At 66.5% G+C, this 25,120-nt stretch carries 24 protein-coding genes and 1 pseudogene; 16 read left to right on the top strand and 9 right to left on the bottom strand.

All coding sequences use genetic code 11. The features are described from left to right. Positions 1-125: 125 nt before the first annotated feature. The 5 genes from ON44_RS13860 to ON44_RS13840 all read right to left on the bottom strand — a co-directional run bounded on the left by ON44_RS13860 (position 126) and on the right by ON44_RS13840 (position 4,039). Positions 126-1,847 carry an urease subunit alpha gene (locus ON44_RS13860; RefSeq protein WP_040689952.1) on the bottom strand — a complete coding sequence of 574 codons (1,722 nt, stop codon included), beginning with the start codon at positions 1,845-1,847 and terminating at the stop codon, positions 126-128. Then, positions 1,844-2,161 carry an urease subunit beta gene (locus tag ON44_RS13855; RefSeq protein ID WP_040689996.1) on the bottom strand — a complete coding sequence of 106 codons (318 nt, stop codon included), beginning with the start codon at positions 2,159-2,161 and terminating at the stop codon, positions 1,844-1,846. The genes ON44_RS13860 and ON44_RS13855 overlap by 4 nt, the downstream gene beginning before the upstream one ends. A gap of 7 nt (positions 2,162-2,168) precedes the next feature. Next, positions 2,169-2,471, bottom strand: a complete 303-nt coding sequence (locus ON44_RS13850; RefSeq protein ID WP_040689950.1) for an urease subunit gamma — start codon at positions 2,469-2,471, stop codon at positions 2,169-2,171. 67 nt (positions 2,472-2,538) lie between these two features. After that, positions 2,539-2,937 carry a PaaI family thioesterase gene (locus ON44_RS13845; RefSeq protein WP_051181982.1) on the bottom strand — a complete coding sequence of 133 codons (399 nt, stop codon included), beginning with the start codon at positions 2,935-2,937 and terminating at the stop codon, positions 2,539-2,541. 388 nt (positions 2,938-3,325) lie between these two features. After that, positions 3,326-4,039: a hypothetical protein gene (locus ON44_RS13840; protein WP_040689945.1), complete on the bottom strand. Its 714-nt coding sequence runs from the start codon at positions 4,037-4,039 to the stop codon at positions 3,326-3,328. Between the two features lie 107 nt (positions 4,040-4,146). Here ON44_RS13840 and ON44_RS13835 point away from each other — a divergent pair, with 107 nt between their 5' ends. The 14 genes and pseudogenes from ON44_RS13835 to ON44_RS13765 all read left to right on the top strand — a co-directional run bounded on the left by ON44_RS13835 (position 4,147) and on the right by ON44_RS13765 (position 20,154). Continuing rightward, positions 4,147-5,220: a FecCD family ABC transporter permease gene (locus ON44_RS13835; protein ID WP_040689943.1), complete on the top strand. Its 1,074-nt coding sequence runs from the start codon at positions 4,147-4,149 to the stop codon at positions 5,218-5,220. Positions 5,221-5,225: 5 nt separating this feature from the next. Beyond that, positions 5,226-6,311, top strand: a complete 1,086-nt coding sequence (locus tag ON44_RS13830) for a FecCD family ABC transporter permease (protein ID WP_040689940.1) — start codon at positions 5,226-5,228, stop codon at positions 6,309-6,311. Then, positions 6,308-7,123: an ABC transporter ATP-binding protein gene (locus ON44_RS13825; protein WP_040689938.1), complete on the top strand. Its 816-nt coding sequence runs from the start codon at positions 6,308-6,310 to the stop codon at positions 7,121-7,123. The genes ON44_RS13830 and ON44_RS13825 overlap by 4 nt, the downstream gene beginning before the upstream one ends. A gap of 71 nt (positions 7,124-7,194) precedes the next feature. Then, entirely contained in the window at positions 7,195-7,587 is a 393-nt protein-coding gene (locus ON44_RS13820; protein ID WP_040689937.1) for a BlaI/MecI/CopY family transcriptional regulator, read from the top strand. A 64-nt stretch (positions 7,588-7,651) separates the two neighbouring features. Next, positions 7,652-8,590, top strand: a complete 939-nt coding sequence (locus ON44_RS13815; protein ID WP_040689934.1) for a M56 family metallopeptidase — start codon at positions 7,652-7,654, stop codon at positions 8,588-8,590. 120 nt (positions 8,591-8,710) lie between these two features. Then, a pseudogene (locus tag ON44_RS13810) lies at positions 8,711-10,057 on the top strand (DEAD/DEAH box helicase); the annotation flags it as partial. A 442-nt stretch (positions 10,058-10,499) separates the two neighbouring features. Further along, positions 10,500-11,345 carry a DMT family transporter gene (locus ON44_RS13805; protein WP_040689930.1) on the top strand — a complete coding sequence of 282 codons (846 nt, stop codon included), beginning with the start codon at positions 10,500-10,502 and terminating at the stop codon, positions 11,343-11,345. A gap of 167 nt (positions 11,346-11,512) precedes the next feature. Then, a complete protein-coding gene (locus ON44_RS13800; RefSeq protein WP_040689927.1) occupies positions 11,513-12,949 on the top strand; it encodes a GuaB1 family IMP dehydrogenase-related protein in 1,437 nt (478 codons plus the stop codon). Between the two features lie 665 nt (positions 12,950-13,614). After that, positions 13,615-14,988, top strand: a complete 1,374-nt coding sequence (locus ON44_RS13790) for a hemolysin family protein (RefSeq protein WP_040689992.1) — start codon at positions 13,615-13,617, stop codon at positions 14,986-14,988. Continuing rightward, a complete protein-coding gene (locus tag ON44_RS13785; RefSeq protein ID WP_040689924.1) occupies positions 14,981-16,045 on the top strand; it encodes a hemolysin family protein in 1,065 nt (354 codons plus the stop codon). The genes ON44_RS13790 and ON44_RS13785 overlap by 8 nt, the downstream gene beginning before the upstream one ends. Continuing rightward, on the top strand, positions 16,042-16,932 hold the full coding sequence (locus ON44_RS13780) for a hypothetical protein (RefSeq protein WP_040689923.1): 891 nt from the start codon (positions 16,042-16,044) through the stop codon (positions 16,930-16,932). Before ON44_RS13785 ends, ON44_RS13780 begins: the two co-directional genes overlap by 4 nt. 144 nt (positions 16,933-17,076) lie before the next feature. Beyond that, positions 17,077-18,651: an LVIVD repeat-containing protein gene (locus ON44_RS13775; protein WP_040689921.1), complete on the top strand. Its 1,575-nt coding sequence runs from the start codon at positions 17,077-17,079 to the stop codon at positions 18,649-18,651. Between the two features lie 2 nt (positions 18,652-18,653). Next, positions 18,654-19,295 (top strand): DUF305 domain-containing protein, encoded by a 642-nt coding sequence (locus tag ON44_RS13770; RefSeq protein ID WP_040689920.1) that lies wholly within the window; start codon positions 18,654-18,656, stop codon positions 19,293-19,295. Positions 19,296-19,374: 79 nt separating this feature from the next. Next, positions 19,375-20,154: a hotdog family protein gene (locus ON44_RS13765; protein ID WP_245567143.1), complete on the top strand. Its 780-nt coding sequence runs from the start codon at positions 19,375-19,377 to the stop codon at positions 20,152-20,154. An 8-nt stretch (positions 20,155-20,162) separates the two neighbouring features. Here ON44_RS13765 and ON44_RS13760 read toward each other — a convergent pair whose 3' ends face one another. Genes ON44_RS13760 through ON44_RS13750 form a run of 3 tightly spaced genes read right to left on the bottom strand, consistent with a single transcriptional unit; the run spans position 20,163 to position 23,082 of the window. Then, on the bottom strand, positions 20,163-21,179 hold the full coding sequence (locus ON44_RS13760; RefSeq protein WP_040689916.1) for a hypothetical protein: 1,017 nt from the start codon (positions 21,177-21,179) through the stop codon (positions 20,163-20,165). Next, positions 21,176-22,510, bottom strand: coding sequence for a Dyp-type peroxidase (locus ON44_RS13755; RefSeq protein ID WP_040689915.1), 1,335 nt, complete (start codon positions 22,508-22,510; stop codon positions 21,176-21,178). The genes ON44_RS13760 and ON44_RS13755 overlap by 4 nt, the downstream gene beginning before the upstream one ends. An 11-nt stretch (positions 22,511-22,521) precedes the next feature. Next, positions 22,522-23,082, bottom strand: coding sequence for a hypothetical protein (locus tag ON44_RS13750; protein WP_040689989.1), 561 nt, complete (start codon positions 23,080-23,082; stop codon positions 22,522-22,524). Between the two features lie 209 nt (positions 23,083-23,291). On the opposite strand from ON44_RS13750, the gene ON44_RS13745 reads away from it, so the two are divergent. Further along, positions 23,292-23,960: a hypothetical protein gene (locus tag ON44_RS13745; protein ID WP_083897849.1), complete on the top strand. Its 669-nt coding sequence runs from the start codon at positions 23,292-23,294 to the stop codon at positions 23,958-23,960. Continuing rightward, on the top strand, positions 23,882-24,490 hold the full coding sequence (locus ON44_RS13740; RefSeq protein WP_245567142.1) for a hypothetical protein: 609 nt from the start codon (positions 23,882-23,884) through the stop codon (positions 24,488-24,490). The genes ON44_RS13745 and ON44_RS13740 overlap by 79 nt, the downstream gene beginning before the upstream one ends. A 31-nt stretch (positions 24,491-24,521) precedes the next feature. Here ON44_RS13740 and ON44_RS46725 read toward each other — a convergent pair whose 3' ends face one another. Further along, entirely contained in the window at positions 24,522-25,076 is a 555-nt protein-coding gene (locus ON44_RS46725; protein WP_051181973.1) for a hypothetical protein, read from the bottom strand. Positions 25,077-25,120 lie beyond the last annotated feature (44 nt).

The following is a 25,120-nucleotide window of genomic DNA, read 5'->3' as shown; positions in this document are numbered from 1 at the left end:
CTTCGCATCGTGGCACCTACGGCAGTGCCGTGTTCCGGGGTCACGAATGCTCCGCCCCCGACGCCGGGACCGACCTTACGATGTCGAGCCCTCGCCCGGCAACCAGCCTTTCCCCGCACCGACAATCAGAACAGGAAGTAGCGCTGCGCCATGGGCAATTCGGTGGCGGGCTGCTCGGTCCAGACCTCGCCGTCGATGCGCACGGTGAAGGTATCCGGATCTACTTCGATCCGTGGCATGGCGTCATTGTTCGGCATATCCGCCTTGGTGACGCGACGAACGTTCTTGACGGGAGCCAGTTTTCGGCGCAGGCCCAAACGGTCGGCGAGTCCGTCCTCGATGGCTTGTTCGGATACGAAGTGCAACGAGGTCGCGGCGGCGGCCAGTGGTGCGGCACCGAACATGGGCCGCGGCAGCACCGGCTGCGGGGTGGGGATGGAGGCGTTGGCGTCGCCCATAGCTGCCCAGGCGATCGCGCCGCCCTTGAGGACGGCGTGCGGGCGGACACCGAAGAACGCCGGATCCCACAGCACGAGGTCGGCGAGTTTGCCGACCTCGACCGAACCGATTTCGTGGTCGAGTCCGTGCGCAACGGCCGGGCAGATGGTGTATTTCGCGATATAGCGCCGCACGCGGGCGTTATCGGCGGCGCCGTCACCCGCCAGCGCGCCGCGGCGGCGCTTCATGACGTGCGCGGTCTGCCAGGTGCGCATGACGACCTCGCCGATGCGGCCCATGGCCTGGGAGTCGCTGCCGATCATGGAAATCGCGCCGAGATCGTGCAGCAGATCCTCGGCGGCGATGGTGGCGGGCCGTATTCGACTCTCCGCGAAGGCGAGATCCTCCGGGATGGACGCGCTGAGGTGGTGGCACACCATGAGCATGTCCAGGTGCTCGTCCAGGGTATTGACGGTATGCGGACGGGTCGGGTTGGTCGAACTGGGTAGCACATTGAGATATGCAGCGACGGTGATGATGTCGGGTGCGTGCCCGCCGCCCGCACCCTCGGTGTGATACGCGTGGATGCCGCGGCCCGCGATGGCGCCGAGCGTGTCCTCGACGAATCCGGCTTCGTTCAAGGTGTCCGAGTGCAGCGCCACTTGCACACCCGCCGCATCGGCGACGGTGAGACAGGCATCGATGGCGGCCGGGGTGGAACCCCAGTCCTCGTGCAGCTTGAAACCCGCCGCGCCTCCGCGCAATTGCTCCCACATGGATTCGGCGCTGACGGTGTTGCCCTTGCCCAGCAACACGATATTCATCGGCCAGGCGTCGGTGGCCTCCAACATCCGGGCAAGATGCCAGGATCCAGGCGTCACGGTGGTCGCCTTGCTGCCCTCGGCCGGGCCGGTGCCGCCGCCGATCAACGTGGTGATGCCGCCGCCGAGTGCCTCGTCCATCAGCTGCGGACAGATGAAGTGCACATGACAGTCGATGGCGCCCGCGGTGAGGATGCGGCCGTTGCCCGCGATGATCTCGGTATTCGGGCCGACCACCAGATCCGGATGCACCCCGTTCATGGTGTCCGGATTGCCCGCCTTGCCGATCGCACTGATGCGGCCGTCGCGAATTCCCACGTCGGCCTTGATGATTCCCCAGTGGTCGATGATGACCACGCCGGTGATCACGGTGTCGGGGGTGCCGTCGGCGCGGGTCGCACGGGCCTGGCCCATGGATTCGCGCAGCACCTTGCCGCCGCCGAAGACGGCCTCATCGCCGGCGAGACCCGGTCCGCCGCTGCGGTCTTCGGTGATCTCGATCAGCAGATCGGTATCCGCCAGGCGAATGCGGTCGCCGGTGGTCGGACCGAACAGCTCGGCGTAGCGCGCACGGCTCAGCTCACTCATGACGCACCGTCCAAACGTCCAGGGGGATTCAGGCTGATACCGTGCACCTCGCGCGTCCCGCCGAGCGGAATCAGCGAAACCCGTTGGCCGAGACCGGGTTCGAAGCGCACCGCGGTACCGGCGGGAATATCGAGCCGACGTCCGTGCGCGGCCTCCCGATCGAAGCGCAGCGCGGCATTGGCCTGCGGGAAATGCACATGGCTGCCGACCTGGACCGGTCGGTCACCGGTATTCACGACATCGAGCTCGATGCGGTCGGCGCCCGCGTTCAGCTCGATAGTGCCCTCGGCGCAGAGGTATTCACCCGGAATCATGGTCACCCTAACCGATCGGATGGTGCACGGTGACCAGCTTGGTGCCGTCCGGGAAGGTGGCCTCGACCTGCACGTCGTGGATCATCTCCGGCACCCCCTCCATCACATCGGCACGCGTGAGAACCGTTCGCCCCGAAGACATCAGCTCCGCGACCGTGCGCCCGTCGCGCGCACCCTCGAGCACATGATCGGTGATCAGCGCGACCGCCTCCGGATGGTTCAGCTTGAGCCCGCGCGCCTGCCTGCGCCGGGCCAGTTCGGCCGCGTAGCTCAGCAGCAGCCGTTCCTGCTCGTGCGGCGACAGTCGCATCCGGGCTCCTCAGCGCTCATGGATCGGAATGACGGTAATTCTGGCACGCCCGTTCCGGGAGCGCCGATCAATCCCGGGCGGGCAGGTTCTGCAGCCGCACCTGGCCGCGCGCCACCGTGCGACCCTCGCCATCGGTCAGCACGACCTGCCACAGCTGCTGCAGGCGGCCGCGGTGCAGCGGCGTCGCCTCGCCGAAGACCTTGCCCTCGCGGACCGAGCGCAGGAAGTCGGTGTTGTTGTTCACCCCGACCACGGTGCCCTTATTGCCCTGGGCGTTGTACCAGACCCCGCCGCCGACGCTGGCCAGTGTTTCGACGACCGTGCAGTACACGCCGCCGTTGACAATGCCGGCCAGCTGCAGCAACTGCGGCCCCGCGGTCAACTCGCCACGCACCCGATCCGGCGTGACCTCGGTGAATTCGAGGCCGATCAGATCGGTGAAGGTGTTCTTGCTGAGCTCGGTCATCAGCTCGGGCGTCACGTCGGCCAGCGACTCGATCTGGGCAACTTCCTGCTGTGTCATGCATTCACCTTGGCACAGGGCCTCGCGGCCCTCGCACGACGGCTACTTCCCGGCGTTCGCTCGCCGAGACAGAGCGGCGGGCTCCACACGCACGTGGAGCCCGCCGCGGCAGTGGATCGGGGGTTCACGGCAGCCCTCCGGAACACTCGGCCGATCCCAACGCCGAAATCAGTATAGGTCAGGCTTACCTAAGTAAGCAACTCCTGTCGTATCGCACGACGGTCGCGGTGACGCATTCGATCAAGGCACGCGGACTACCAGACACTTTCTGCCGGAACCCATTCCACGCTCGACGACTACGGACTCGACACCCGGGCGTGACCGGCGGCAACTATCGAACCAGGCACCCCACAACGCGTCGCACCGGCAAACCACGCTCTTCCAGCGTCGACAGCAACCCCTCACCCCGCCGCGCACCGACCAGCGAATCCGTTCGCGCCAGATCAGGCACGTAAGTGGCCGCACCCACAATGGATTCACCTACCAGCGACCAGAACCGGCGCTCGCCGAGCCCCGCGCAGCCCGCCAATGTCCGCTGGATCAACCGCAGCGACGGCTCACACCGATGCGCGAGCCAGACATACATCGCCCGCTCGCACGGCAACGTGACCACCCCGGCCTCCCCAGCGAGCCGATCACCGTCGAGCACACGAATCGTGGTGTCCGCCAAGCCCGCCCAGTCGATGCCGCCGTCGTTGTCGGTATGGAGCCACAGATTCTCGAGACCCGGATCCCAGACCCGTCCCTCGGCCACCAGCAGCGCGACCACCCGGCCGATCACCGCGTGGATCAGTGCGGTCGCCACCACCTCGGCGGCGGTATCGGCGCTGATCATTTCGGCGGCGTGGCGTCGATACATCAGTTCGATCCGCCCCTCGCGCAACCCATCGGCCAGCCGCCACCAGCGTCGTTTGCCCTGCTCGGACATGGCGGCCACCGCATATACCCGCGGATGTTCGGGTTGCAGCGAGCGCAACCGGGCACAGGCCCTATCGAATGCCACCTGGGACTGGCGAGGCATAAAGGTCGTGACTGGCTCGGACATCGAACCTCCTCGGGTCGCTCCGTGATGGGTCGGATTGAAAAGATAGGTTAGGCTTACCAGACCTAGCAATCGGATACCAGATATCGAGTCAGGAGTAGTTCGTCGCCGTGACGGCATCAGGCACCATCGCGCCGGAGGCGCGACGAACGAATACAGGGCACGGTCGCCGACTCGGACTCGTCGCGTTGACCGCACTGCTCCTCATCGCCACCGTGGCCAGCATCGCCGTCGGAACCCGATCACTGTCCCCCGGCACCGTCTACGACGCCGTGCACAATGCCCTCACCTGCCGCGGCGGGCCGTTCACCTGTCCGGCCGGGTCGACCGCGGAGGAGATCGTGCGCGGACTTCGCTTGCCGCGCACCGCACTTGGGCTGGTCACCGGGCTCGCACTCGGCATTGCGGGCGCGCTGATCCAGGGCTACACCCGCAACCCACTCGCCGACGCGGGCCTGCTCGGGTTGAACGCCGGCGCGGCCTTCCTTGCGGCACTGAGCATTTACCTGTTCGCACTGACCGCACCCGAGCAATACATCTGGTTCGCCTTCGCGGGGGCGCTGATCGCCGGGCTGGTGGTATTCGGTGTGTCCGCAATCGGCGGTGGCAAAGCGAGTCCGCTCAGCCTGGTGCTGGCCGGCGCCGCGGTGACCGCATTCCTGCAGGCGATGACGAATGCCATTGTCCTCATGGACAATGCCGCGCTGGACACCTACCGATTCTGGGTGGTCGGCACGGTGAACGGGCGCGATGCCGAGGTGTTCTGGCAGGTGCTGCCGTTCTTGGCGATCGGCGTTGTGCTGGCCGTCGCGGCTGCGCCCGGCCTGAATCTGCTGAGCCTCGGTGACGAGGTCGCGCGCGGACTCGGGGTGCATATCGGACGCAGCCGCACGCTCGGCCTGGCGGCGATCGTATTGCTGTGCGGTGCCGCGACAGCGGCGGTCGGCCCGATCGCATTCATCGGATTGATAGTGCCGCATGTCGCAAGGGTTTTCACCGGTCCCGACTATCGCTGGCTGATCCCGTACTCCGGACTGCTCGGTGCGTTGCTGCTGCTGGTCGCCGATGTGGTCGGGCGAATTGTGGCGCGTCCGGGCGAATTACAGGTCGGCGTGATGATCTCGGCCCTTGGTGCACCGTTCTTCATTCTGCTCGTCCGTCGCAAGAAGTTGGTGAGCCTGTGAGGGAGATGTCAGCGCCGTTGCGCCGCATCCGCCCTTCCCTGCGCCTCGGTCCGGTGTCGATTGTGTTGCGCCCCACCATGGCGCTCATAGTTCTGGCGCTCGCCGCGACCGTGCTCACACTGTTCTGCCTCGATATCGCCTTCGGCGAAACCCACATTCCGATCGACCGAGTACTTGATGTGCTCAGCGGCGGCGGCACCCGTTCCCAACGCTTCATCGTGCTGGAGTCCCGATTGCCGCGCGCGCTCACCGCCGCCGTCGTCGGTGCGGCACTCGGCATCGCGGGCGCGATCACCCAATCGATCTTGCACAACCCGCTCGCCGCACCGGATATGCTCGGCATCACCACCGGCTCGAGCCTCGGCGCGGTCGCGGTACTGGTCGGAACCGGCGGCGCGACAACGGGACTCGCCGCGAGCGTCGGCGCACCGCTGGCAGCGCTGACCGGGGGTCTGCTCACCGCGATCGTGATCTACCTCCTCGCCTGGGGTCGCGGCGTGACCGGCGACCGCGGCGTCACGCCGATGCGACTGGTGCTGATCGGCATCGGGGTGAACGCATTGTTGTTGTCCGGCATCAGCTTTCTGCTCACCCGCGCCAGCCTGCAGGACGCGGCTCGCGCGCAACTATGGCTCAATGGCTCGCTCAACAGCGCGGACCGCACCGAACTCGTCCCGGCCGCGCTGGCCCTGGCCGTTGTCGTAGTGGTCGTGGTGGGCTCCGCGCGAACCCTTGCCGCACTCCGTCTCGGCACCGACACCACCCGCGTGCTCGGCGTGCAGATCCAGACCCAACAGACGCTATTGATCGGCGCGGCCGTCGTGGCCGCGTCCGTCGCCACGGCGGCCGTCGGTCCGGTCACTTTTGTGGCGCTCGCCGCACCGCAGATCGCGCGCCGACTGCTGCGAACTCCCGGCGAACCACTCATCGGCTCGGCGCTCATCGGTGCCATTCTGGTAGTCGGCGCGGATGTGGCCTCGCGCACGCTGTTTCCGGTCGATCTGCCGGTCGGTGTCGTGACCGCCGCCTTCGGCGGACCGTTCCTGCTCTACCTGCTCGTGCGCATGAATCGGAAGGCGACCCTGTCATGACCAGCAATACGCGGCTCTCCGCGCAGGAAGTCACCCTCGGCTACGGCGATCGCGTCATCGTCGACGGACTCGATATCGATATCGCACCCGGCGTCGTCACCACCGTCATCGGCCCGAACGGCTGCGGCAAGTCGACCATGCTGCGCTCGCTCGGCCGCCTGCTGCGTCCGCGCCAGGGTCGAATCCTGTTGGACGGCAAGGCGATTTCGGCGATGAAGACCAAGGATGTGGCACGCATCATCGGCATGCTCCCGCAGTCGCCGGTCGCGCCCGAGGGACTCACCGTCGCGGATCTCGTTGCGCGCGGGCGTCATCCGCATCAGTCCTGGATCCGGCAGTGGTCGGCCACCGACGAGGCCGAGGTCATGTCCGCACTCGCGGCGACGGGCATCGCCGACCTGGCCGATCGCTCACTCGACGAGTTGTCCGGCGGTCAGCGCCAGCGCGCCTGGATATCCATGGCACTGGCCCAGGGCACCGATATCCTGCTGCTCGACGAGCCGACCACCTACCTCGACCTCGCACATTCGGTCGAGGTTCTGGACCTGATCGACCGGCTGCACGACGACCTCGGCCGCACCGTGGTGATGGTGCTGCACGATCTCAACCTGGCCATTCGCTATAGCGACCGACTCATCGTCATGCGCGACGGACGCATCGTCGCCCAGGGCGCGCCCACCGATATCATCGATGTCACACTGCTGCGCGAGGTCTTCGATCTCGACGCCTCGATCCTCGAGGATCCGGTCTCCGGCCGTCCGATGATCGTGCCCATCGGAACCCGGCACATTTTGCCCGGGTATGACAAATGACACACCAGCTATCAGGCAGTTACGACGGGGTGTAGTACGCAATTGTGTCGTTGAGTCCGTAAACTTGTGGAATGGCAGGACTTGGTGAACTCGAGAAGGCAGTCATGGACCAGCTGTGGTCCAGTGACGAGCCGCAGACCGTACGGCAGGTACACGAGGCTTTGGCCGCCCGCCGTGAGCTCGCGTACACCACGGTGATGACGGTGCTGCAACGGCTGGCGAAGAAGAACCTGGTGGTCCAGCGCCGCGACGACCGCGCCCACCGCTACGCGCCGGTGCACACCCGCGACGAACTGGTGGCCAGCTTGATGGTCGACGCATTGCAGCAGGCCGATGTGGCGGGCAGCCGCGCGGCGGCGCTCGTGCATTTCGTCGAACAGGTCGGCAGGGACGATACGGACGCGTTGCGGGAAGCACTCGCTAAGCTCGAGGCATCCGAAGATACTGCGCCACCGAAGCAGTAGTCTTGGGATCCTGGCCTCACAATGAGGTGAGTGCCCTGGCCCCACAACGCAGTGAGCTGAGTCGATGAACGCAACCGCGCCGGTCTTCGCCGGTCTCGCTTTGCTTCTCGCGGGGCCTGCCCCAGCGCTGCTGAGCCGCGCGACCTGGCCGTATCGGACTCCGCGCGCCGCGCTCGTGTTATGGCAGGCCATCGCGCTCGCCGCCGTGCTCAGCGCATTCGGCTCGGGCCTGGCCATCGCCGCCGAACTACTCGTCCCCGGACCGAACGGTCGCCCGACCACTTCCCCGGCCCGGGAAATAGACGCGCTCGGACTGCCGCTGTGGCTGGCCTATGTCTTCGTCTTCGCGCTGACGCTGCTGGTCGGCGCTCGGCTGATGTACGCGATCGTGCGCGTCGGCGTGCACACCCGCAGGCGTCGGGCACGTCACCGCATGCTCGTCGATCTGCTCGACCAGAGCGGACCGCAGCGCCGCGCCGCCGATATCCGGGTGCTCGCCTCCACCGAGCCGATCGCCTACTGCCTGCCCGGGCTGCGCCAGCGGGTCGTACTGAGCGAAGGCACGCTGACCAGCCTGCAGGACGCCGAGGTCACCGCCATCGTCAGTCATGAGCGCTCGCATCTGCGCGCCCGGCACGATCTGGTGCTCGAGGCATTCACCGCGGTGCACGAGGCCTTCCCCCGGGTGGTGCGCAGCAAGGCCGCACTCGGCTCGGTGAAACTGCTGATCGAACTGCTCGCCGACGACTCGGCGGTGAAGGTGACCGGCCCGAAGCCGCTGGCCCGCGCGCTGGTCGCGTGCGCCAAATCCACCGCTCCGCAGGGCGCGCTCGCCGCGGGCGGGCCGACCACCCTGATCCGCATCCAGCGCCTGGGTGGACGGATCGGCGATATTCGGGTCGCCTCGGCGGCGTATCTGGGGTCGGCGGCCATCCTGGTGGTCCCGACCATGGCCGTCGCGGTACCCTGGCTGGTCGAACTGGATCGACTGCTTCGTAACTGATTCCTCCGGTTCCCCCCGACACACCCGGTCCTACCGCATCCCGATGACCGGGCCCAACCATCTCGGCGGCACCACGCGTGCCCGGATCCGCCCGCGCCGAGACATGAAAGGCACACAACCCTGTTGACCTCCTCCACCCCTGCCACCACCTTCGCGGATCTGGGCCTACCCGCCGTGCTCGTCCAGGCGCTGCGCCGCGACGGCATCGAGGCGCCGTTCCCGATCCAGGCCGCGACCGCGACCGATGCGCTGGCGGGTAAGGATGTGCTCGGACGCGGCCCCACCGGCTCCGGCAAGACCCTGGCCTTCGGGCTGCCGATGCTCGCGCTGCTCGCCGGCGCCCAGGCCAAGCCGGGTCGTCCGCGCGGTCTGGTGCTGGTGCCGACCCGCGAACTGGCGGCCCAGATCGAGAAGGCGCTGGACAGTGCGGCATTGTCGCTCGGGCTGCGGGTCGCTTCGGTGGTCGGCGGCGCACCGATCAAGCGGCAGGCCGACCGGCTCGCGCGCGGTGTGGACCTGCTCATCGCGACGCCGGGACGGCTCGAAGACCTGATCAACCAGCGCTCGGCCGACCTGTCCGATGTGCGGATCATCGCACTGGACGAGGCCGACCATATGGCCGATATGGGCTTCCTGCCGCAGGTCACCAAGCTGCTCGACCGGACGCCGAAAGATGGTCAGCGCCTGCTGTTTTCGGCCACCCTCGACGGTGAGGTCGACAAGCTGGTCAAGCGCTATCTGCGCTCACCCGTCACCCATTCCACCGCACCGGCGTCGGCCTCGGTCGCGACGATGTCGCATCATCTGCTGTACCTGCGCAAGGCCGATAAGCGCGACATCACCGCGCAGATCGCCGCCCGCGACGGGCTGACCATCATGTTCGTGCGCACCAAACACGGTGCGGACCGGCTCGCCAAGCAGTTGCGTGCGGCCGGAATCGCTGCCGGCGCGCTACACGGAGGGAAGGCACAGAACAACCGCGTGCGGACGCTGGCCGCATTCGCCGACGGTACGACACCGGTGCTGGTAACCACCGATGTGGCCGCGCGCGGTATCCACGTGGACGGGATTTCCCTTGTCGTGCACGTGGATCCGCCCGCGGAATCCAAGGCATACCTGCATCGCGCGGGCCGCACCGCCCGTGCTGGTGAGGACGGCGTTGTCGTCACGCTGGTCACCGAGGAGGAACGCGCCGAGGTCGAGAAGATGACCCGCAAGGCGGGCGTCGATGTCGACGGCGTGCAGGTCCGTCCGGGTGATCGGCGGCTGATCCAGATCACCGGCGCGAAGCAGCCGTCCGGTGTGCCGATCGTCGCGGCGAACTCGGCGGTCACGGTGGGTGACGAGGGTGAGCTGAAGGCTGGTAGATCGAGCCGCCGGTCTGGTGCGGGTTCCGGCGGTCGTGGTCGCGGCGCACGCTCGGGCGGTGCCGGCTCAGCCGGTGCCGGGCGGCGCAGTGCCGGTTCGAGTGGTCGCGCCGGGGGTGCGAAGAAGTCCTCGGGTGGTTCGGCCAGTTCCACCGCGACGTCGAGTCGGCACGGTGTCGGAACTTCGGGTCGTGGGTCGGCGGCCGCCCCTGCCACGGGTCGCGCGGCAGGCGCGGCAACGGCTGCCCCCGGCCGAGGCGCGGGGTCCGCGAAGACGGCTCCTGGACGGACCGCGAGCGCGGCATCGGCCGCGGCGGGTCGTGCCGCTGGTTCGGCGAAGGCGGCCGCGACGCGCTCTGCCGGATCGGGCTCTGCCGCGCGCAGCACATCGGCCAGCCATGGCACAGGGGCCACTTCCGGTCGCGGTGCCGCATCCGGTCACACCGCTGCGACCAGCGGCGACACGCCCGGGCGTACACGTCGACGCGCCGGTCGAGCACAGGGAGTGCCGGGCAACCGCAATCGCGGAGCAAACTGACTGCGTGGCGAATCATCAGGTGGGTGCGATCGTCTGCGCGCTGATCTCGGCATTGCTCTTCGCGGTGGCCGCGGTCACGCAGCAGCATGCGGCGGCCGCGGTTCCGGAGGACGAGTCGCTCATTCGTTCGCTGATGCGCAATCCGCGCTGGTGGGCCGGAATCGTCGGTGACGCAGGCGGCTTCGCGATGCAGGTCGCCGCCCTGGCTCTGGGTGCGGTGCTGCTCGTCCAGCCAATTCTGGTGAGCATGTTGGTCTTTGCGCTCCCGCTCTCCGCCCGGATCAACCACCGCCGCGTCACCCCGCGCACTTGGGCGACCGCCATCGCCCTCACGGCGGCGCTTGCCTGCTTCTTGATCGTCGGCGATCCGTCCGAGGGCAATACCAACGCGCCCCTGCGTGATTGGATCCCGCCGCTGGCCGCCCTACTCGGTCTTCTGGCGGTAGCCCTCGTCGCCGCCCTCGGTACCTCCGTCCCGACCCGCCGCGCACTCCTGTTCGGCGCCGTGGGCGGGGCCCTGTTCGGTCTGGCCGCCGCGCTCACCGAGTATGTAACCGAACTCTTCGATGGCGGCGTGACCCACGTAACGGGTAGCTGGCAGACCTGGGCCCTGTTGGCCTCCGGCCTGATCGGCCTCTATCTGCAGCAACGCGCCTTCCAATCCGGCCCCCTGGTCGCATCGTTGCCCGCCGTAACCATCGCCGAACCCCTGGCCGCCGCCTTCATCGGCATCACCGTCCTCGACGAACGCCTCCGCACCAACCACATCGGACTCGCCGTGATCGCCGTCGCCGTAATCATCATGTGCGCCACCACAATCCAACTCTCCCGCATCCAAGCCGAGGCATGACACACGGCTCGAGATCACGTGGAAACCATGGCGGCATCGGCCGAGAAGCGCCGCCGCCGATTCCACCTGATCTTGATTCCGGTGCCGCGCCTCACATCTCGAGCTGGGCCGGGACCGAATGCTGGGTGATTGCACGGAACTACGGCGCGACGGTTAGAATCGGTTAAGTGCAGTTTCTCCCTGGTCATCAGCCGCCGTACGACCTGACCTACGACGACCTCTTCCTCGTCCCGAATCGGACGGATGTCGCGTCACGGTTCGACGTGGATCTTTCGACCGCAGATGGGTCCGGCACCACCATTCCTATTGTCGTCGCGAATATGACCGCGGTCGCCGGACGCCGGATGGCCGAGACGGTCGCTCGTCGCGGCGGCATCGTCGTCCTACCGCAGGATCTCCCGATCGCCGCGGCATCGGAAACCATCGCCTTCGTCAAGAGCCGCTCGCTGACCGCCGATACCCCGGTCACGCTGGATCCGGAGCGTTCGGTCTCCGAGGCCGTCGCCCTGATGCACAAGCGCGCCCACGGTGCCGTGGTCGTCGTCGACGGCGGTAAGCCGGTCGGCGTGGTCACCGAGGCGTCCTGCACCGATGTCGACCGGTTCGCGCGGCTGCGCGATGTCGCGGTCACCGACTTCGTGCGGGCACCGGCCAGCACCTCGCCCCGCGATCTGTTCGACCTGCTCGAGGCCGAACATGCGCAACTCGCCGTGCTCACCGCCGAAGACGGCAGCCTCGCCGGCGTGATGACCCGCACCGGAGCCATCCGCGCAGGCATCTACCAGCCCAATGTGGACGCCAACAACCAGTTGCGTGTCGCCACCGCGGTCGGCATCAACGGCGACGTGGCGGCCAAGGCCAAGGCGCTCGTCGACGCGGGCGCGGACCTGCTCGTCATCGATACCGCACACGGCCACCAGGCCAAGATGCTCGAAACCCTCAGCGCCATCCGCGATCTCGGCCTCGGCGTACCGCTGGTCGCGGGCAATGTGGTCTCCGCGCAGGGCACCCGCGATCTGGCCGCGGCGGGCGCGGACATCATCAAGGTCGGTGTCGGCCCCGGCGCCATGTGCACCACCCGCATGATGACCGGCGTCGGTCGTCCGCAGTTCTCCGCGGTGGCCGAATGCGCCACCGCCGCAAAGGAACTCGGCGTGCACATCTGGGCCGACGGCGGGGTCCGGCACCCGCGCGACGTCGCTCTCGCACTGGCCGCGGGCGCGGCCAATGTGATGATCGGCTCCTGGTTCGCCGGCACCTACGAATCCCCCGGCGACCTGCGCGTCGACCGCGACGGCAATGCCTACAAGGAAAGCTTCGGCATGGCCTCCAAGCGCGCCGTCGCCGCCCGCACCGCCACCGACAGCGGCTTCGACCGCGCCCGCAAGGCACTGTTCGAAGAGGGCATCTCCAGCTCGCGCATGCGCCTGGATCCGGAACGCCCCGGCGTCGAGGACCTCATCGACCACATCTGCTCCGGCGTCCGCAGCGCCTGCACCTATGCGGGTGCCCGCAGCCTCGCCGAGTTCCACGACAAGGCAGTCCTCGGCGTCCAATCGGCGGCAGGTTTCGCGGAAGGTCGTCCACTGCCGAGCGGCTGGTAGCCCTGCCGCCAACGGGTACGACCCGGTCGTCCCGCCTCAGCGGATACCCAGGCGCCCGTCCCGCGACCACGCGGCCATCGACTCAGCCGAGTCGTCGAAGCACATGCACCGCGCCGCTGGGAAGGCATACGTCCAGTACCGAACTTCCCGCCCGAGCGACCACGACGGAGCGAGTCTTACGAGCGACCCGTTCGCGGCCCGTCTCGCGTCCGAGTCGAAGAAGCACATGCGCCGTGCCACCGGAAGGAAGGCATACGTCCAATGCCGAACTTCCCGCCCGAGCGACCACGACGGAGCGAGTCTTACGAGCGACCCGTTCGCGGCCCGTCTCGCGTCCGAGCCGTCGAAGCGCATGCGACGCAGTCGCGAGTCTCGACGGCTCGGACGCGAGACACAGGGGGCCGCGAACACGCCGCGCCGCAGGCGCGGCAAATCCAACACAGCAATACCGGCCCACACGGGCACGCGCGTGGGCCGGTAGCATAGTGGTTGCCGGTTTCCGGTTACACAAACCCATTTGCCGAGAGGAACAAGTTGTCACCCGCGTCCGAGGGCGCCGCACAGGAGGGCTCCTCTACCGAGCCGGGTGACAAACCCGGCGCCCTCCTTCCCCTAGCCGCCCGATCCGATTCAGCTCATCGCATGTCTCGCAGGTGGTGCTGACGATGTCCGTCGTGCTCACCGTGCTCAGCCTGATCGGATTCATCGCGCTCACCGTTGGCACCGCATTGTTCGTTGCCGCCGAATTCTCGCTCACCGCCCTGGAACGCAGCACCGTCGAATCGCATGTGCGCGCGGTCGGGGACGCCCGCTCGCGCATGGTCCGGCAGGCACACACCACATTGTCGTTCCAGCTCTCCGGAGCCCAGCTCGGTATCACCATCACCACGCTGATCACGGGCTATATCGCCGAACCCGTCCTGGCCCGACTGCTGTCGCCGCTGTTCACCGCGCTCGGTCTGAGCGATGGTGCGGCGCATGGTATCTCGCTCACGCTGGCGTTGCTGCTCGCCACCTCGCTGTCGATGATCTACGGCGAGCTCGTGCCGAAGAACATCGCGATTTCGAAGCCGCTCGGCACCGCCCGGGTGACCGCGGGCCCGATGATCGCCTTCTCGGTGGTGTTCAAGTGGATGATCCACTTCCTCAACGGCAGCGCGAACTGGGTGGTCCGGCGCCTCGGCGTGGAACCAGCCGAGGAACTGCGTTCGGCGCGCTCCCCGCAGGAACTCGGCTCGCTGGTGCGCACCTCCGCACTGCGCGGCGCGCTGGACCACCGCACCGCGCAGCTGGTCGATCGCTCGCTGCAATTCGGTGAGCGCAGCGCCGAGGAGTTGATGACACCGCGGGTGAAGATCGAATCCCTGGACAAGTCCGACACCATCGCCGATCTGATCGCGGCCGCCAGCCGCACCGGTTACTCCCGCTTCCCGATCATCGACGGCGATCTGGACAACACCCTCGGCGTGGTGCACGTCAAACAGGCGTTCACCCATCCGGCGAATGTCCGCAAAACCATCCCGCTGCATCTGCTCGCCCGGCCGGTGCCGATCGTGCCCGCCAGCCTCGACGGCGACGAGGTGCTCGAGCGGGTGCGCGCCGACGGCATGCAGGTCGCGCTGGTGGTCGACGAATACGGCGGCACCGCGGGCATCGTGACCATGGAGGATCTCATCGAGGAAATCCTCGGCGATGTCCGCGACGAGCACGACGAGGAAGAGCGCGATGTCCGCCGGGTCGCCGACGGCTGGGACTGCTCGGGACTGCTACGCATCGACGAGGTCTCCCGGGCCACCGGCTACGACGCACCCGAGGGCGAATACGAAACCCTCGGTGGTCTGGTGCTCACCCGGCTCGGCCGCATCCCGGTTACCGGTGATGAGGTGATCCTGCCGAATCCACGGTCCTCGCATCGCTATCCGAACGACGAGGACGGCGGCTGGATCGCCAAGGTCGAACGGATGGACGGGCGGCGCATCGATCGGATCCGGCTGGTCCCGGTCGCAGCCGCCGTACTGAAGGAGAACAGCCATGGGTGATCTCCTCGGTGTCCTGCTCACGGTGGTGTTGCTGGCCTGCAATGCCTTCTTCGTCGCCGCCGAATTCGCGCTCATCTCCGCCCGCCGTGACCGTCTCGAAGCGCTCGCCGCACAGGGAAAGCGCAAGGCGCACACGGTGATCCGGGCCGGTGAGAACCTGTCCATGATGTTGGCCGCCGCCCAGCTCGGCATCACCATCTGCTCGATCCTGCTCGGCCGGGTCGGCGAACCCGCGGTGGCGCATTTGCTGGAGGGGCCGTTCGAACTGGTCGGCATGCCCGAACAGCTGCTGCATCCGATGGCCTTCGCCATCGCGCTGGCGATCGTGGTGATCCTGCACATTCTGTTCGGCGAGATGATTCCGAAGAATATCGCGCTGGCCGGACCGGAACGCAGTGCGCTGCTGCTGGTTCCGGTGCACCTGATGTGGTTGCGCCTGGCGCGTCCACTCATCGCCCTCTACAACCTGGCGGCGAATCTGTCGCTGCGCATGTTGCGGATCGAGCCGAAGGATGAGCTCGAGGCAACGGTCTCGAGTGTTGAGCTCGCCGAGATGATCGGTGAATCCCGTTCGGAGGGCCTGCTCGACGAGGAGGAACACCGCCGCCTCACCCAGGCGCTCGGCACCTCCGATCGTGTGGTGGGCGATGTGATGGTGCAGCTGGCCACGACCCGCTCGGTTCCGTTGCGCGGCAATGGCACCACGCTCGGCGATATCGAAACCGCGGTCGCCGAAACCGGTTTCTCCCGGTATCCGGTACGAGCGAGCGACGGCTCGCTGGTCGGGTATCTGCATGTGAAGGATGTGCTCGACAAGGTCGCCGACGAAAGCGCCGGACCGAATACACCCATCCCGCGCACGGATATTCGTCCACTGCCGACCGTGAGCGCCGGTACGCCCCTGTACGAGGCGCTGGCCCGCTTGCGCCGCACCAACTCCCACCTCGGCCGTGTAGTGGATACCCGTGGAAATACGGTGGGCATTGTGGCGCTGGAGGATCTGGTGGAAGAGTTCGTCGGTACCGTGCGCGACGGGACGCACCGGGTGATCGAATGATCGTGCTGGCCGAGTCCGAGTGGCGGGCCAGGGCCGCCGCGCACCGGGCTCGGCTGGACGAGCTCGTCGGACCGTATCTCGAACGGCGCGCGGCGGGGTCCGCACATCCGGTGATCGACTTCCTGTTCACGTACTACGGACATAAGCCCGCCCAATTGCGACGCTGGCACCCGGGATTCGGTATCGCATTGGCGGGCGCGCGGGAGTACGACGGAGCTCGCGGATATCACCGGCATGACATGGGTTCCGGCGCGGTTGTCTACACCGCCGACCCCGCGTTCATCGGGCGGCGTCGCGACACCGTCGAATTCATCGCAAAACTGCTGCGCGCCACGGCATCCCGCCCGGCGCAGCTGTCCTGCTTCGGCCTGCACGAGTGGGCAATGGTGTACAAAACCGACGAGGTCCGCCACCAACAGGTGCCGCTGCGCCTGGGCAGCACCGGCACCGATGCGGTCGTCGAATCGATGTCCTTGCGCTGCACCCACTTCGACGCATTCCGCTTCTTCACCCCGGACGCGGTCGGTCGCAACGCGGAACCGTTGACCCGTGCCGACCAGGTCGCCCGCGAACAGCCCGGTTGCCTGCACGCCAATATGGACCTTTACAAATGGGGTTTCAAACTGACCCCGCTCATCTCCTCCGACCTGTTGCTCGACTATTTCGAATTCGCCTGCGCCGCACGCGAACTCGATATGCGCGCCAGTCCGTACGACCTCACCGACTACGGCTACGAGCCGATCCGCATCGAGACACCGGTGGGGCGTGCCGAATACGTCCGGGCGCAGTCGGCATTGGCCGAGCGGTCGACGGGACTCAGACAGTCCCTGCTCGACGTTTGCACATCGCTCCTGACGTACGAACCCGCCGCCCTCGCCGCTGACTGAACGGCGCAGCGCAGCATGCCGACTACCTGGCATTTCGGCCAAAACCTTCCGCCAAGTTACTGCCTGTTACTACCATGCAGTCAGTCCATTCTCCGTCTGAGTCGGCGCGGTTTGCGCCCATGATGAGGAAGTTGGGATGCACCGATGCACCCGAAGCCGAGACTGCGCCGGGCCCGGCCGTTGGCCCTGCTCGCCACCGCAGTTGTCGCCGCGGCAATACTGCCGAGCAGCGCGTCCGCCGATCTACAGTCCGATATCGAAACGGCGGTCCAGGAATTCCTCGATATCGGCCGGACTTCGGTGCCACGCGCGGACTGCGGACCAGGGTCGATGCCGGAAACCGGACTGCAGGGCGATGTTCCGGCCGCGGACCGGGACAGTCGCCGGAGCACCCAGGGCTATTCCTGCAATATGTCGATGGTCGGCAATTACGCCGGGCGCGGTGCGGGCATCACCTCCACCAGCTTCGACCACTGCGCGTATATGGGTTCGTTCTTCCCTGGTGACCTGATCAGCGAGGGCCCCGGCGTCCAGGTGCTCGACGTCTCTGATCCTGCGCACCCGCGCCCGACGGTCACCCTGACCGAACCCGCGATGCTCGCGGGCACCTGGGAGAGCCTCAAGGTCAATACCGAGCGCAAACTGCTGGTCGGTACCGGCGTTCCGGTCGCCGAGGGCTTCGGATACCTGTCGGTGTACGACATCTCCGACTGCGCGTATCCGAAGTTGCTCAATCCGGGACCGGGCACGAATCTGCTGATGCCGCTGCCGATCACCACGCACGAGGGCGGTTGGTCCCCCGACGGCCGCACCTACTGGGCCTCGGGCATCGCGCCCGGCTTCGTCAGCGCGGTCGATCTCACCGATCCGACCGATCCGCACGTCATCTGGCAGGGGTTGACCGGTATCGAGGCGCACGGCTTCGGCATCAGTCCGGACGGCAACCGCATGTATCTGTCCGCGCTCGGCGGATTCACCGTGCTCGATATCAGCGCGGTTCAGCGCCGCGATCCCAACCCCCAGGTCACCCACATCGGCCGCACCTTCTGGACCGACGGCTGGGCCACCCAGCACAGCGTCCCGGTGACCTATGACGGCAAGCCCTACCTCTACACCGTCGACGAAGGCGGTTCCGGCGGTGTGAAGCTCATCGATATCTCCAACGACACCGCGCCGAAGGTCGCCGGGAAGGTCAAGCTGGAGATCAACCTGTTGCAGAACATCGACAGCAATATCGGTAGCTCCATGGGCGGTTCGGTCTTCGCCTACGAATCGCACTACTGCGCGGCCGACCGCCCGGACAACCCCACCGCACTCGCGTGCGGCTGGATCTCCTCCGGCATCAGGGTTTTCGACGTCCGCGATCCGCGGAATATCCGCGAGCTCGCCTACTTCAATCCGCCCGCACGAACCGGCCAGAATCTGAGCCTGTGGAACTCACCGCACGCCCTGGTCTCGATTATCGGTGTGCCGTTGATGAGCACGCCACCGGTCGTACGCGCGGTGTTGGAGGGTCAATTCAATCCGTTGGACGCGCTCACCCCGCGCACCGGCAACCTCGCCTTCGGCGATGTCTCCACCGACTGGTGTTTCTCGCCGCCGGAGTGGCGCGGCAACCAGCTGTATGTCGCCTGCTCCGATAACGGATTCATGGTGCTGCAACTGGAGAACGGCGTGTATACGGTGCCCGAGAATCAGCGATCGACCGTCGGGTCGTAGCTGTGTCCCGTTGGTTCCGAGTCGCGGCGCTCGCCTCCGTTGCGTTCGTCCTGGTTGTGCTCGGCGCGGCGCTGCGGCCGCTCGTGTTGCCCGAACAGCACACGACCGCACCGGTTCTCAACGCGGTCGAGATCGGATTCGCGCAGGATATGACCGCGCATCATCAGCAGGCGCTGATCATGGTGCAGCGCTTGGATCGTGACGTGGACCCGACCGTGCGGCGGCTGGCGCAACAGCTTTCGGACGCGCAGCGCATCGAGATCGGGACCATGCTCGGGTGGCTGCGGCTGGCCGATGCGTCGCCGCTGTCGCCGCATCCGATGGCGTGGCTACACGCCGATGCAGCTGTGTCGCACCATCATCCGAGCGCGAACCAGTCGACCGGCGATGCGATGCCGGGTATGGCGACGATCGCCGAACTCGACGCCCTGTCCGCAGCCCACGGTCACAACGCCGAAATACTGTTCCTGCAATTGATGTTCCGTCATCATCAAGGCGGACTGGTAATGGCTCGTGCCGCAGACGAGCTGCTGACCTCGGGCCCGATAAAGGAAACCGCGCGCTCGATGTTCCAGAGCCAGAGTCAGGAGGCCGGGGTGATCAGCGTGCTGCTCACCCAACTCGGTGGTCAGGCCGCGCAATAACCGACCCGCCGCCGCACCGGATGCGGGTCGGCCACGCGGTGGACGGTGAACAGCCCGGATTTTCACTACGAAGATTCCGATGCGTCCGAATCCGGAGGTACGGTCGATCCAGATCGACGGCACAGAAGGGCTCGAACGACACGTGATCCAGACCGAGACAATCACCGTCCCCGAACACGTGCACGGATATCCCGGCGTCGCGTTCGGCGGCTACATCGCGGGCCTGCTGGCCGGGCCGTGCGAGGCCACCGAGATACGCGTCGACTTCCGTGCCAGGGTACCGCTGGAGACCCTGATGTCATTGCGCCCCACCAGATCCGGTGGCTATGCGCTGACCGATGCCGACGGCGCGCTCCTCGCCGAATCCACTCCGGCGGCACTCACCATCGATCCGCCGCCCGCCCCGAGCTGGGCCGAGGCGAAGGCCGTCACCGACGCTGCCATGGTGTCGCGCCGAGTCACCGACTGCTATGGCTGCGGCGCCGCCTGCGCACCCGGCCGCGGCCTGCGCCTACTCACCTGGGACACACCGGATCACGACCTCGTCATCGCCGCCTGGACTCCGGATCCCGGACTGGCCGACGAATCCGGCCGACTCCCGCCGGAAGTCGTCTGGGCCGCTCTCGACTGCCCCGGCGGATGGACCGCGATGCGCAAACAAGGCATGGGCTTCGGCGGCGTAACCGCGGCCCTCACCGCCACCCAACTCCACCCCGTCTACGCCGACTCCCCCTACATCTCCTACGCCTGGCCCATCAGCCACCAAGGCCGCAAACACACCGTCGGCATCGCACTCGCCACCCCCTCCGGCGATCTCTGCGCCGTGGCCGAAGCCCTCTGGATTCAACCCAAACGCTGAACCAGTGGTCACTTCATGGTGGCCAGGTTGTGCCAGAGGTTGCGGAGGCTGTCGGTGCCACCGAAGAGCGTGGTGAAGTTGGTGGAGTCGATGAGTACGATATCGCCGGCTCGTCTGTCGACAGGTGGCATCCAGATCAACGCATTGAATTCGGTATTGCCGGCGGCGGTGAAGGGATGGGGTCGCTGGGGGTCGACACGCTGGCGGCCGAGGACGCGAAGCGACTCGGATTCCGGCGCGGTCAGCTCGTAGTGCGGTAGATGGGGGTGGAAGTTGAACGTCGTCACGTTGTCCAGCAGCCGGGGCATGTCGAGATCGCGGAACCCGGTCAGGGGTGCGATCTCGCCGGTGCCGTCGACGACGGCGGGTCGCAGGCCCCATTTGTTGTGCACCGGAACATCGAGGCCCCGCATGAGCGAGCGTGTGTACTGGCCGAATCGTTGCTGCCGCGGCACCAGCGGGTCGCCGTGATGCGCGTATTCCAATTGTCGCTGCGCGTAGTCGTCGGTGCACCCGACGTCGTGGTGCGGCGCCAGCAGCAGGCAGGTGCCTTCGCGTTGCAGCCAGTCGCGGATCGCGTCGATCTCGTCTGGTGCAGCTTGCTGCTCGGAGAGGACGTGATCGAGCCCGAATACCATCAGGGTGTCGGTGTCGGCCAGGATCCGCTCGTCGATCGGCAAGGTGTACCCGGCCTGGTCGATGCGCTGGAACACCGCGACGGGGTGACCGGTGGCCTCTTCGGCCAGTTGCTGGAACGCCAGCGTCGAGCGATGGAACAGCTCCAGTGTGCCGGCGATGCCCTGCAGGAAGTGCGCGGCGTCGTATTCGGGAGTCTCGTAGCCCGGCCACAGTACGTTGCGGACCTCGGTCATTGTCGAGAAGCGGTTGTACATCTCGGCGGGATCGCGTTGGGCCTCCCATGGATAGCTCCACGTCCAATAGATGCTCATCCGCCGTCGCCCGTCGTGATTGCGCGGAATGTGGCTCTGGTTGTAGGTGCGTGCAGGCGGCAGGGTGCTGCTCATGTTGTCACCTCTCGGCTGTCGAGCGTGGCCAGGTATCGCAGAGCACTGAGGCTCGGAAGGAAGAAGTACGCGCCGCCTCTGAGCGTGGTGAAGGCCGGCAGTCCCGCGAGCGTCTTGCGGATGGGCCGCTTGGGGATCGTGAAGTCGAGGGTGCCGTCCTGGGTGCCGCAGATGGGGTCGTGTTCGTTGCCGAGTTCGTGGAATGTCTTGTCGTTTATCCAGACGTTCTGGGCGAACTCGAACTGGCGTACCAGGCTGGCGCAGATGATGAATGCGGCGATCCCGCGGTCCACTCCGTCTTCGGGGGCATCGTCGGGTAGCGCGGGCCCGTAGGTGGCGCCGCGACGAATCATTCTGCGGCGGTTCATGTTCACCGCGGTGTCACGGGGATTCAGGCGCCGCGCATGCGCACCGAGCGGTACCGCGTAGCCGTGCGGGTCCATCTCCTTGTAGTTGAAGTCGTTGTTGCGCATGGGATCCGCGCCCAGCGCCGGATCATCCCGGTCCGGTGCCAGCACCAGGGGTGCGCCGCTGCGCCAGCGCCCCATGAGCTTCGCGGCGATCAAGTTCTGCCCGTCCGGGGTGTCCGCGTGCTCGCGCAGATAGTTCCGAAACGCGCCGACGTGTTCTTGTAGCCGCCGGTAGGCCATATAGCTTCCGTTGCGGAACAACACCTCCGGCTGAGGCAGCGCTCGCGCCTGCCCCTCCTCGTCGGGATAGCCCAGGATGAATTCTCCGGGTTGCAGCGCCGCCCCCGAGCCCGGGGTCGGTGCTTCGCCCGATCCGGCGATCACCGGCTGGGACAACCGATCTCGGAATCCGAAATGATCGTGGGCGTAGTCGAAGGGCGGCGTCGCGTTCAGGTCGAGGAACGACAACACGCGCACACCGGAGCAACGGGCGACCAGTTTGTGGTGTTCGGTGGTGCAGCGCTGGTGCTCGGCATCGGTGCGGGCGAACAGGATCGCGATGGCGTGCAGATCGTCACCGGCCAGCCCGCCTACCCAGTTCTCGGGAGAACAAGCGCCGGTGTCACCCAGGATGTCAGCGCGAGCGGCCATCCCTTCGCGGAACTCGTCCGGGAAGGTGGCGAGCGTTTCCTCCGGCACGCCGAGCGCCCGCAGCCCGCGCCAGGTGAAGGCCAGCGTGACCCAGCGGTCGGAACTGTCCATCGTGGCGCGCACGTCCGCCGCCGATTGCACGCGATCGACCAGCGGCGTCAACCAAGCCCGTGCCCCCGCGGGATCATCGAAGGACAGAAACTCGTAGCGGCCGGTCATCGCCGGGGTCCGGGTCAGCAGGATGTGCTGAATATCGTCGAGTTCCAGCATGGGCCAAGGGATTACTGCATCTGGTCGAGCATGTCGGAGAACGCCGCCTTCAGCCGCAGCGCTTTCTTGATCTCATCGGCGGTGACGTAGGGATACTCGCCGTATTCGAGGAAGCTCGGAAATTGATGTTCGCGAACAAATTTCACGAACGCCTCCGGATTTTCCTTCCAGTCCTCGGGAAATCCCTCGAGATTGGTGAAAACCGTGGTGATACCGGTCTGGGAGAACAGGGCCACGGCGTCTTCGGTGTATTTGTCGAAATCGGTATCGAAGATGCCTTGATACTGGAAATGCAGTCCCGATCCGACATCGAACAAAACCCACCGCAGATAGTGCAGCCGCAGCGGCGCCAGCACATCAGGACCAGCTGCAATCGCATCCTCGATCTGCTTGCCGTGCGCGCGAATGGCCTCGTCCCGACCCGGTTTCACCTTGGCGATGATCGAGAACCCGTAGCAGGCCGGCGTCCGGGGGTAGATCGGGCCGTATCGGCCCCGCTCGAGCTCGAAATAGCCCTCCGCCGGGATCGCCATCGCCGCCGGTTTACTCCAGTCGGGCTCGGTCTTCGGCATATCTGCACCCACCTTCCGCACGGCAGTAAGCTGGACTTTCAATATGCTATGCCTCGGCGCATCTCGCCGAAACCCCACACAGCACCGGCAATCAGGACGGAATTCGATCAACGACGTCGGTGCGATGAAATGTGCGCCGGGAGCACAACGGGGAATAGATCTGACCGGAAATCCAGCCCACTGGCGCTCGGATTTGACAGGATGGCGGCATGTCGACATCGCCGCAAAACACCGAGCCGGCGCCGACCCCACGCCGGTTGTCGACACCGCGAGCGGCCGCACTGGCCGGAGTGGTCTTCGCGGTGTTGTTCGGCACAACGCTGATCTTGATCCGTATCGACATGCCCGACGGCATCGAAGGCTCGACTCAGTGGCTGAACAGCCAGCGCAGCGCGATCCGAATAGCGACGGTGCTCATGCCCTTCGCCGGAATCAGCTTCTTATGGTTCATCGGCGTCGTCCGTGACGGATTCGGGCGCTACGAGGACCGGTTCTTCCTATCGGTATTCCTCGGCAGCGGGCTGCTGTTCCTGGCGATGATGTTCGTCGGCACCGCCGTCGCCGCCGGTCTGGTGTCCAGCGACACCGACGTCACCGACCCGGCCGCCCGCGCCGAAGTGGTCGACTTCGGCAAGATGATCGTGGTTTCGGCTTGCCAGACCTACGCACTGCGGATGGCGGCCGTGTTCATGATCTCGCTCGCGACGATTTGGCTGAAGACCGGGCTGATGCCCCGCTGGCTCACCGGTCTCAGCTATCTGGCGGCCGTGGCACTCCTGGTGGCCAGCGAAACGAGCAGATGGATGACGCTGGCTTTCCCGGCGTGGGTGCTCGTGGTCAGCGTCCTCATCCTGGTTCGCTCCGCATCCCGAACGTGACAAACATGCCACCAGGTCTGCGCGACTGTGCCACAGTACCCCTTGTGGACGAGCCAGCGCCTCGCCGTTCGGCCGATCTGGAGATGGTCTACCAGGCGGTGGCGGATCGACGTCTGCAATACGAGAACCTCCTCTGGCAGGTTCCCACCCTCAGTCTGACTGCCCAGGCATTCTTGTTCAGTATCTCGATGAGCGCCGGGAACGACTCAATCGCGCGGATAGCCTCGTCGCTACTCGCGCTGATCGTGTCGATCATTTCGATCATGCTCATGGCGAGCCATCGCCTCGCCGAACGCAAGGACGCCCGGTGGCTGGAGCGGTTCGAACAGCTGCAAATCGGCGCGGGCGCCTGGGGTGCGCACGGCACCGTCTTCGAGACGCAACAGGATGGCGTCGCTCTCGACGCCGGCTGGCTGGACGACTTCGTACCGATGCGGCAGATGTTCACGGTATGGGTCGTCGGACTGGGCTGTTTCGGCATGGCCGCAATTTTCATGATCATCCGGACACTGGTTGGTCTCGGGCACTGAGCTTTACAGCGACGACGGCTCGGCCGATCTGTCAGGTGTTTTCGACGAAGCGATACCAGGGACCGTGGAAGGGTTCGTAGCCGATGCCGCCGGGGCCGGCCGGCCCGGTACTCGGGGCGCTGTCCGGGAAGTAGGCGAAGCCTTCGGAATTGGTGGCTCCGCCACTGACGTAGAACAGGCAGGCGCCGTCGCGGCGGGTGATGTAGGTGACGGTGTAGACGCCGAGGCGAGTGTGGTGGCCCGGATTGGCGCAGGCGGTGGCCTGATCTTCGAGGATGGGGCGGGACAGGCGCCAACCGGTGGTTTCGGGTACTTCGTACCACACCAGCGCGGCGAGGGCGGCGATCAGTAGCGGTGCGGTAAGGCTGACGAGGACAGCGTGATAGCGGATCAGCCCGAGGATTGCGAAAACGATCGCGACCAAGCCGACCACCGAAAGTCCAACCCACAGCAGGACTTTGGCCGGAAAGCTGCCCTGAGCAGCCAATTCCCAACAAAGCGCGGCACAGAGCAACGCGATGACGGCGGTGATGGCGCCCATCCAGAGCTCGAACCACAATGGTGTCGGTCGGGGGCGGCTGCTCATGCCAAAGAAGATACGTCGATCCGCCCTGTCCCCGAAGGGAATCG

This window comes from Nocardia vinacea NBRC 16497 (assembly GCF_000308835.1).
Lineage (GTDB): Bacteria > Actinomycetota > Actinomycetes > Mycobacteriales > Mycobacteriaceae > Nocardia > Nocardia vinacea.
Note: the sequence above shows the minus strand (reverse complement) of the source record. Positions and strands in the feature narration are given on the sequence as shown.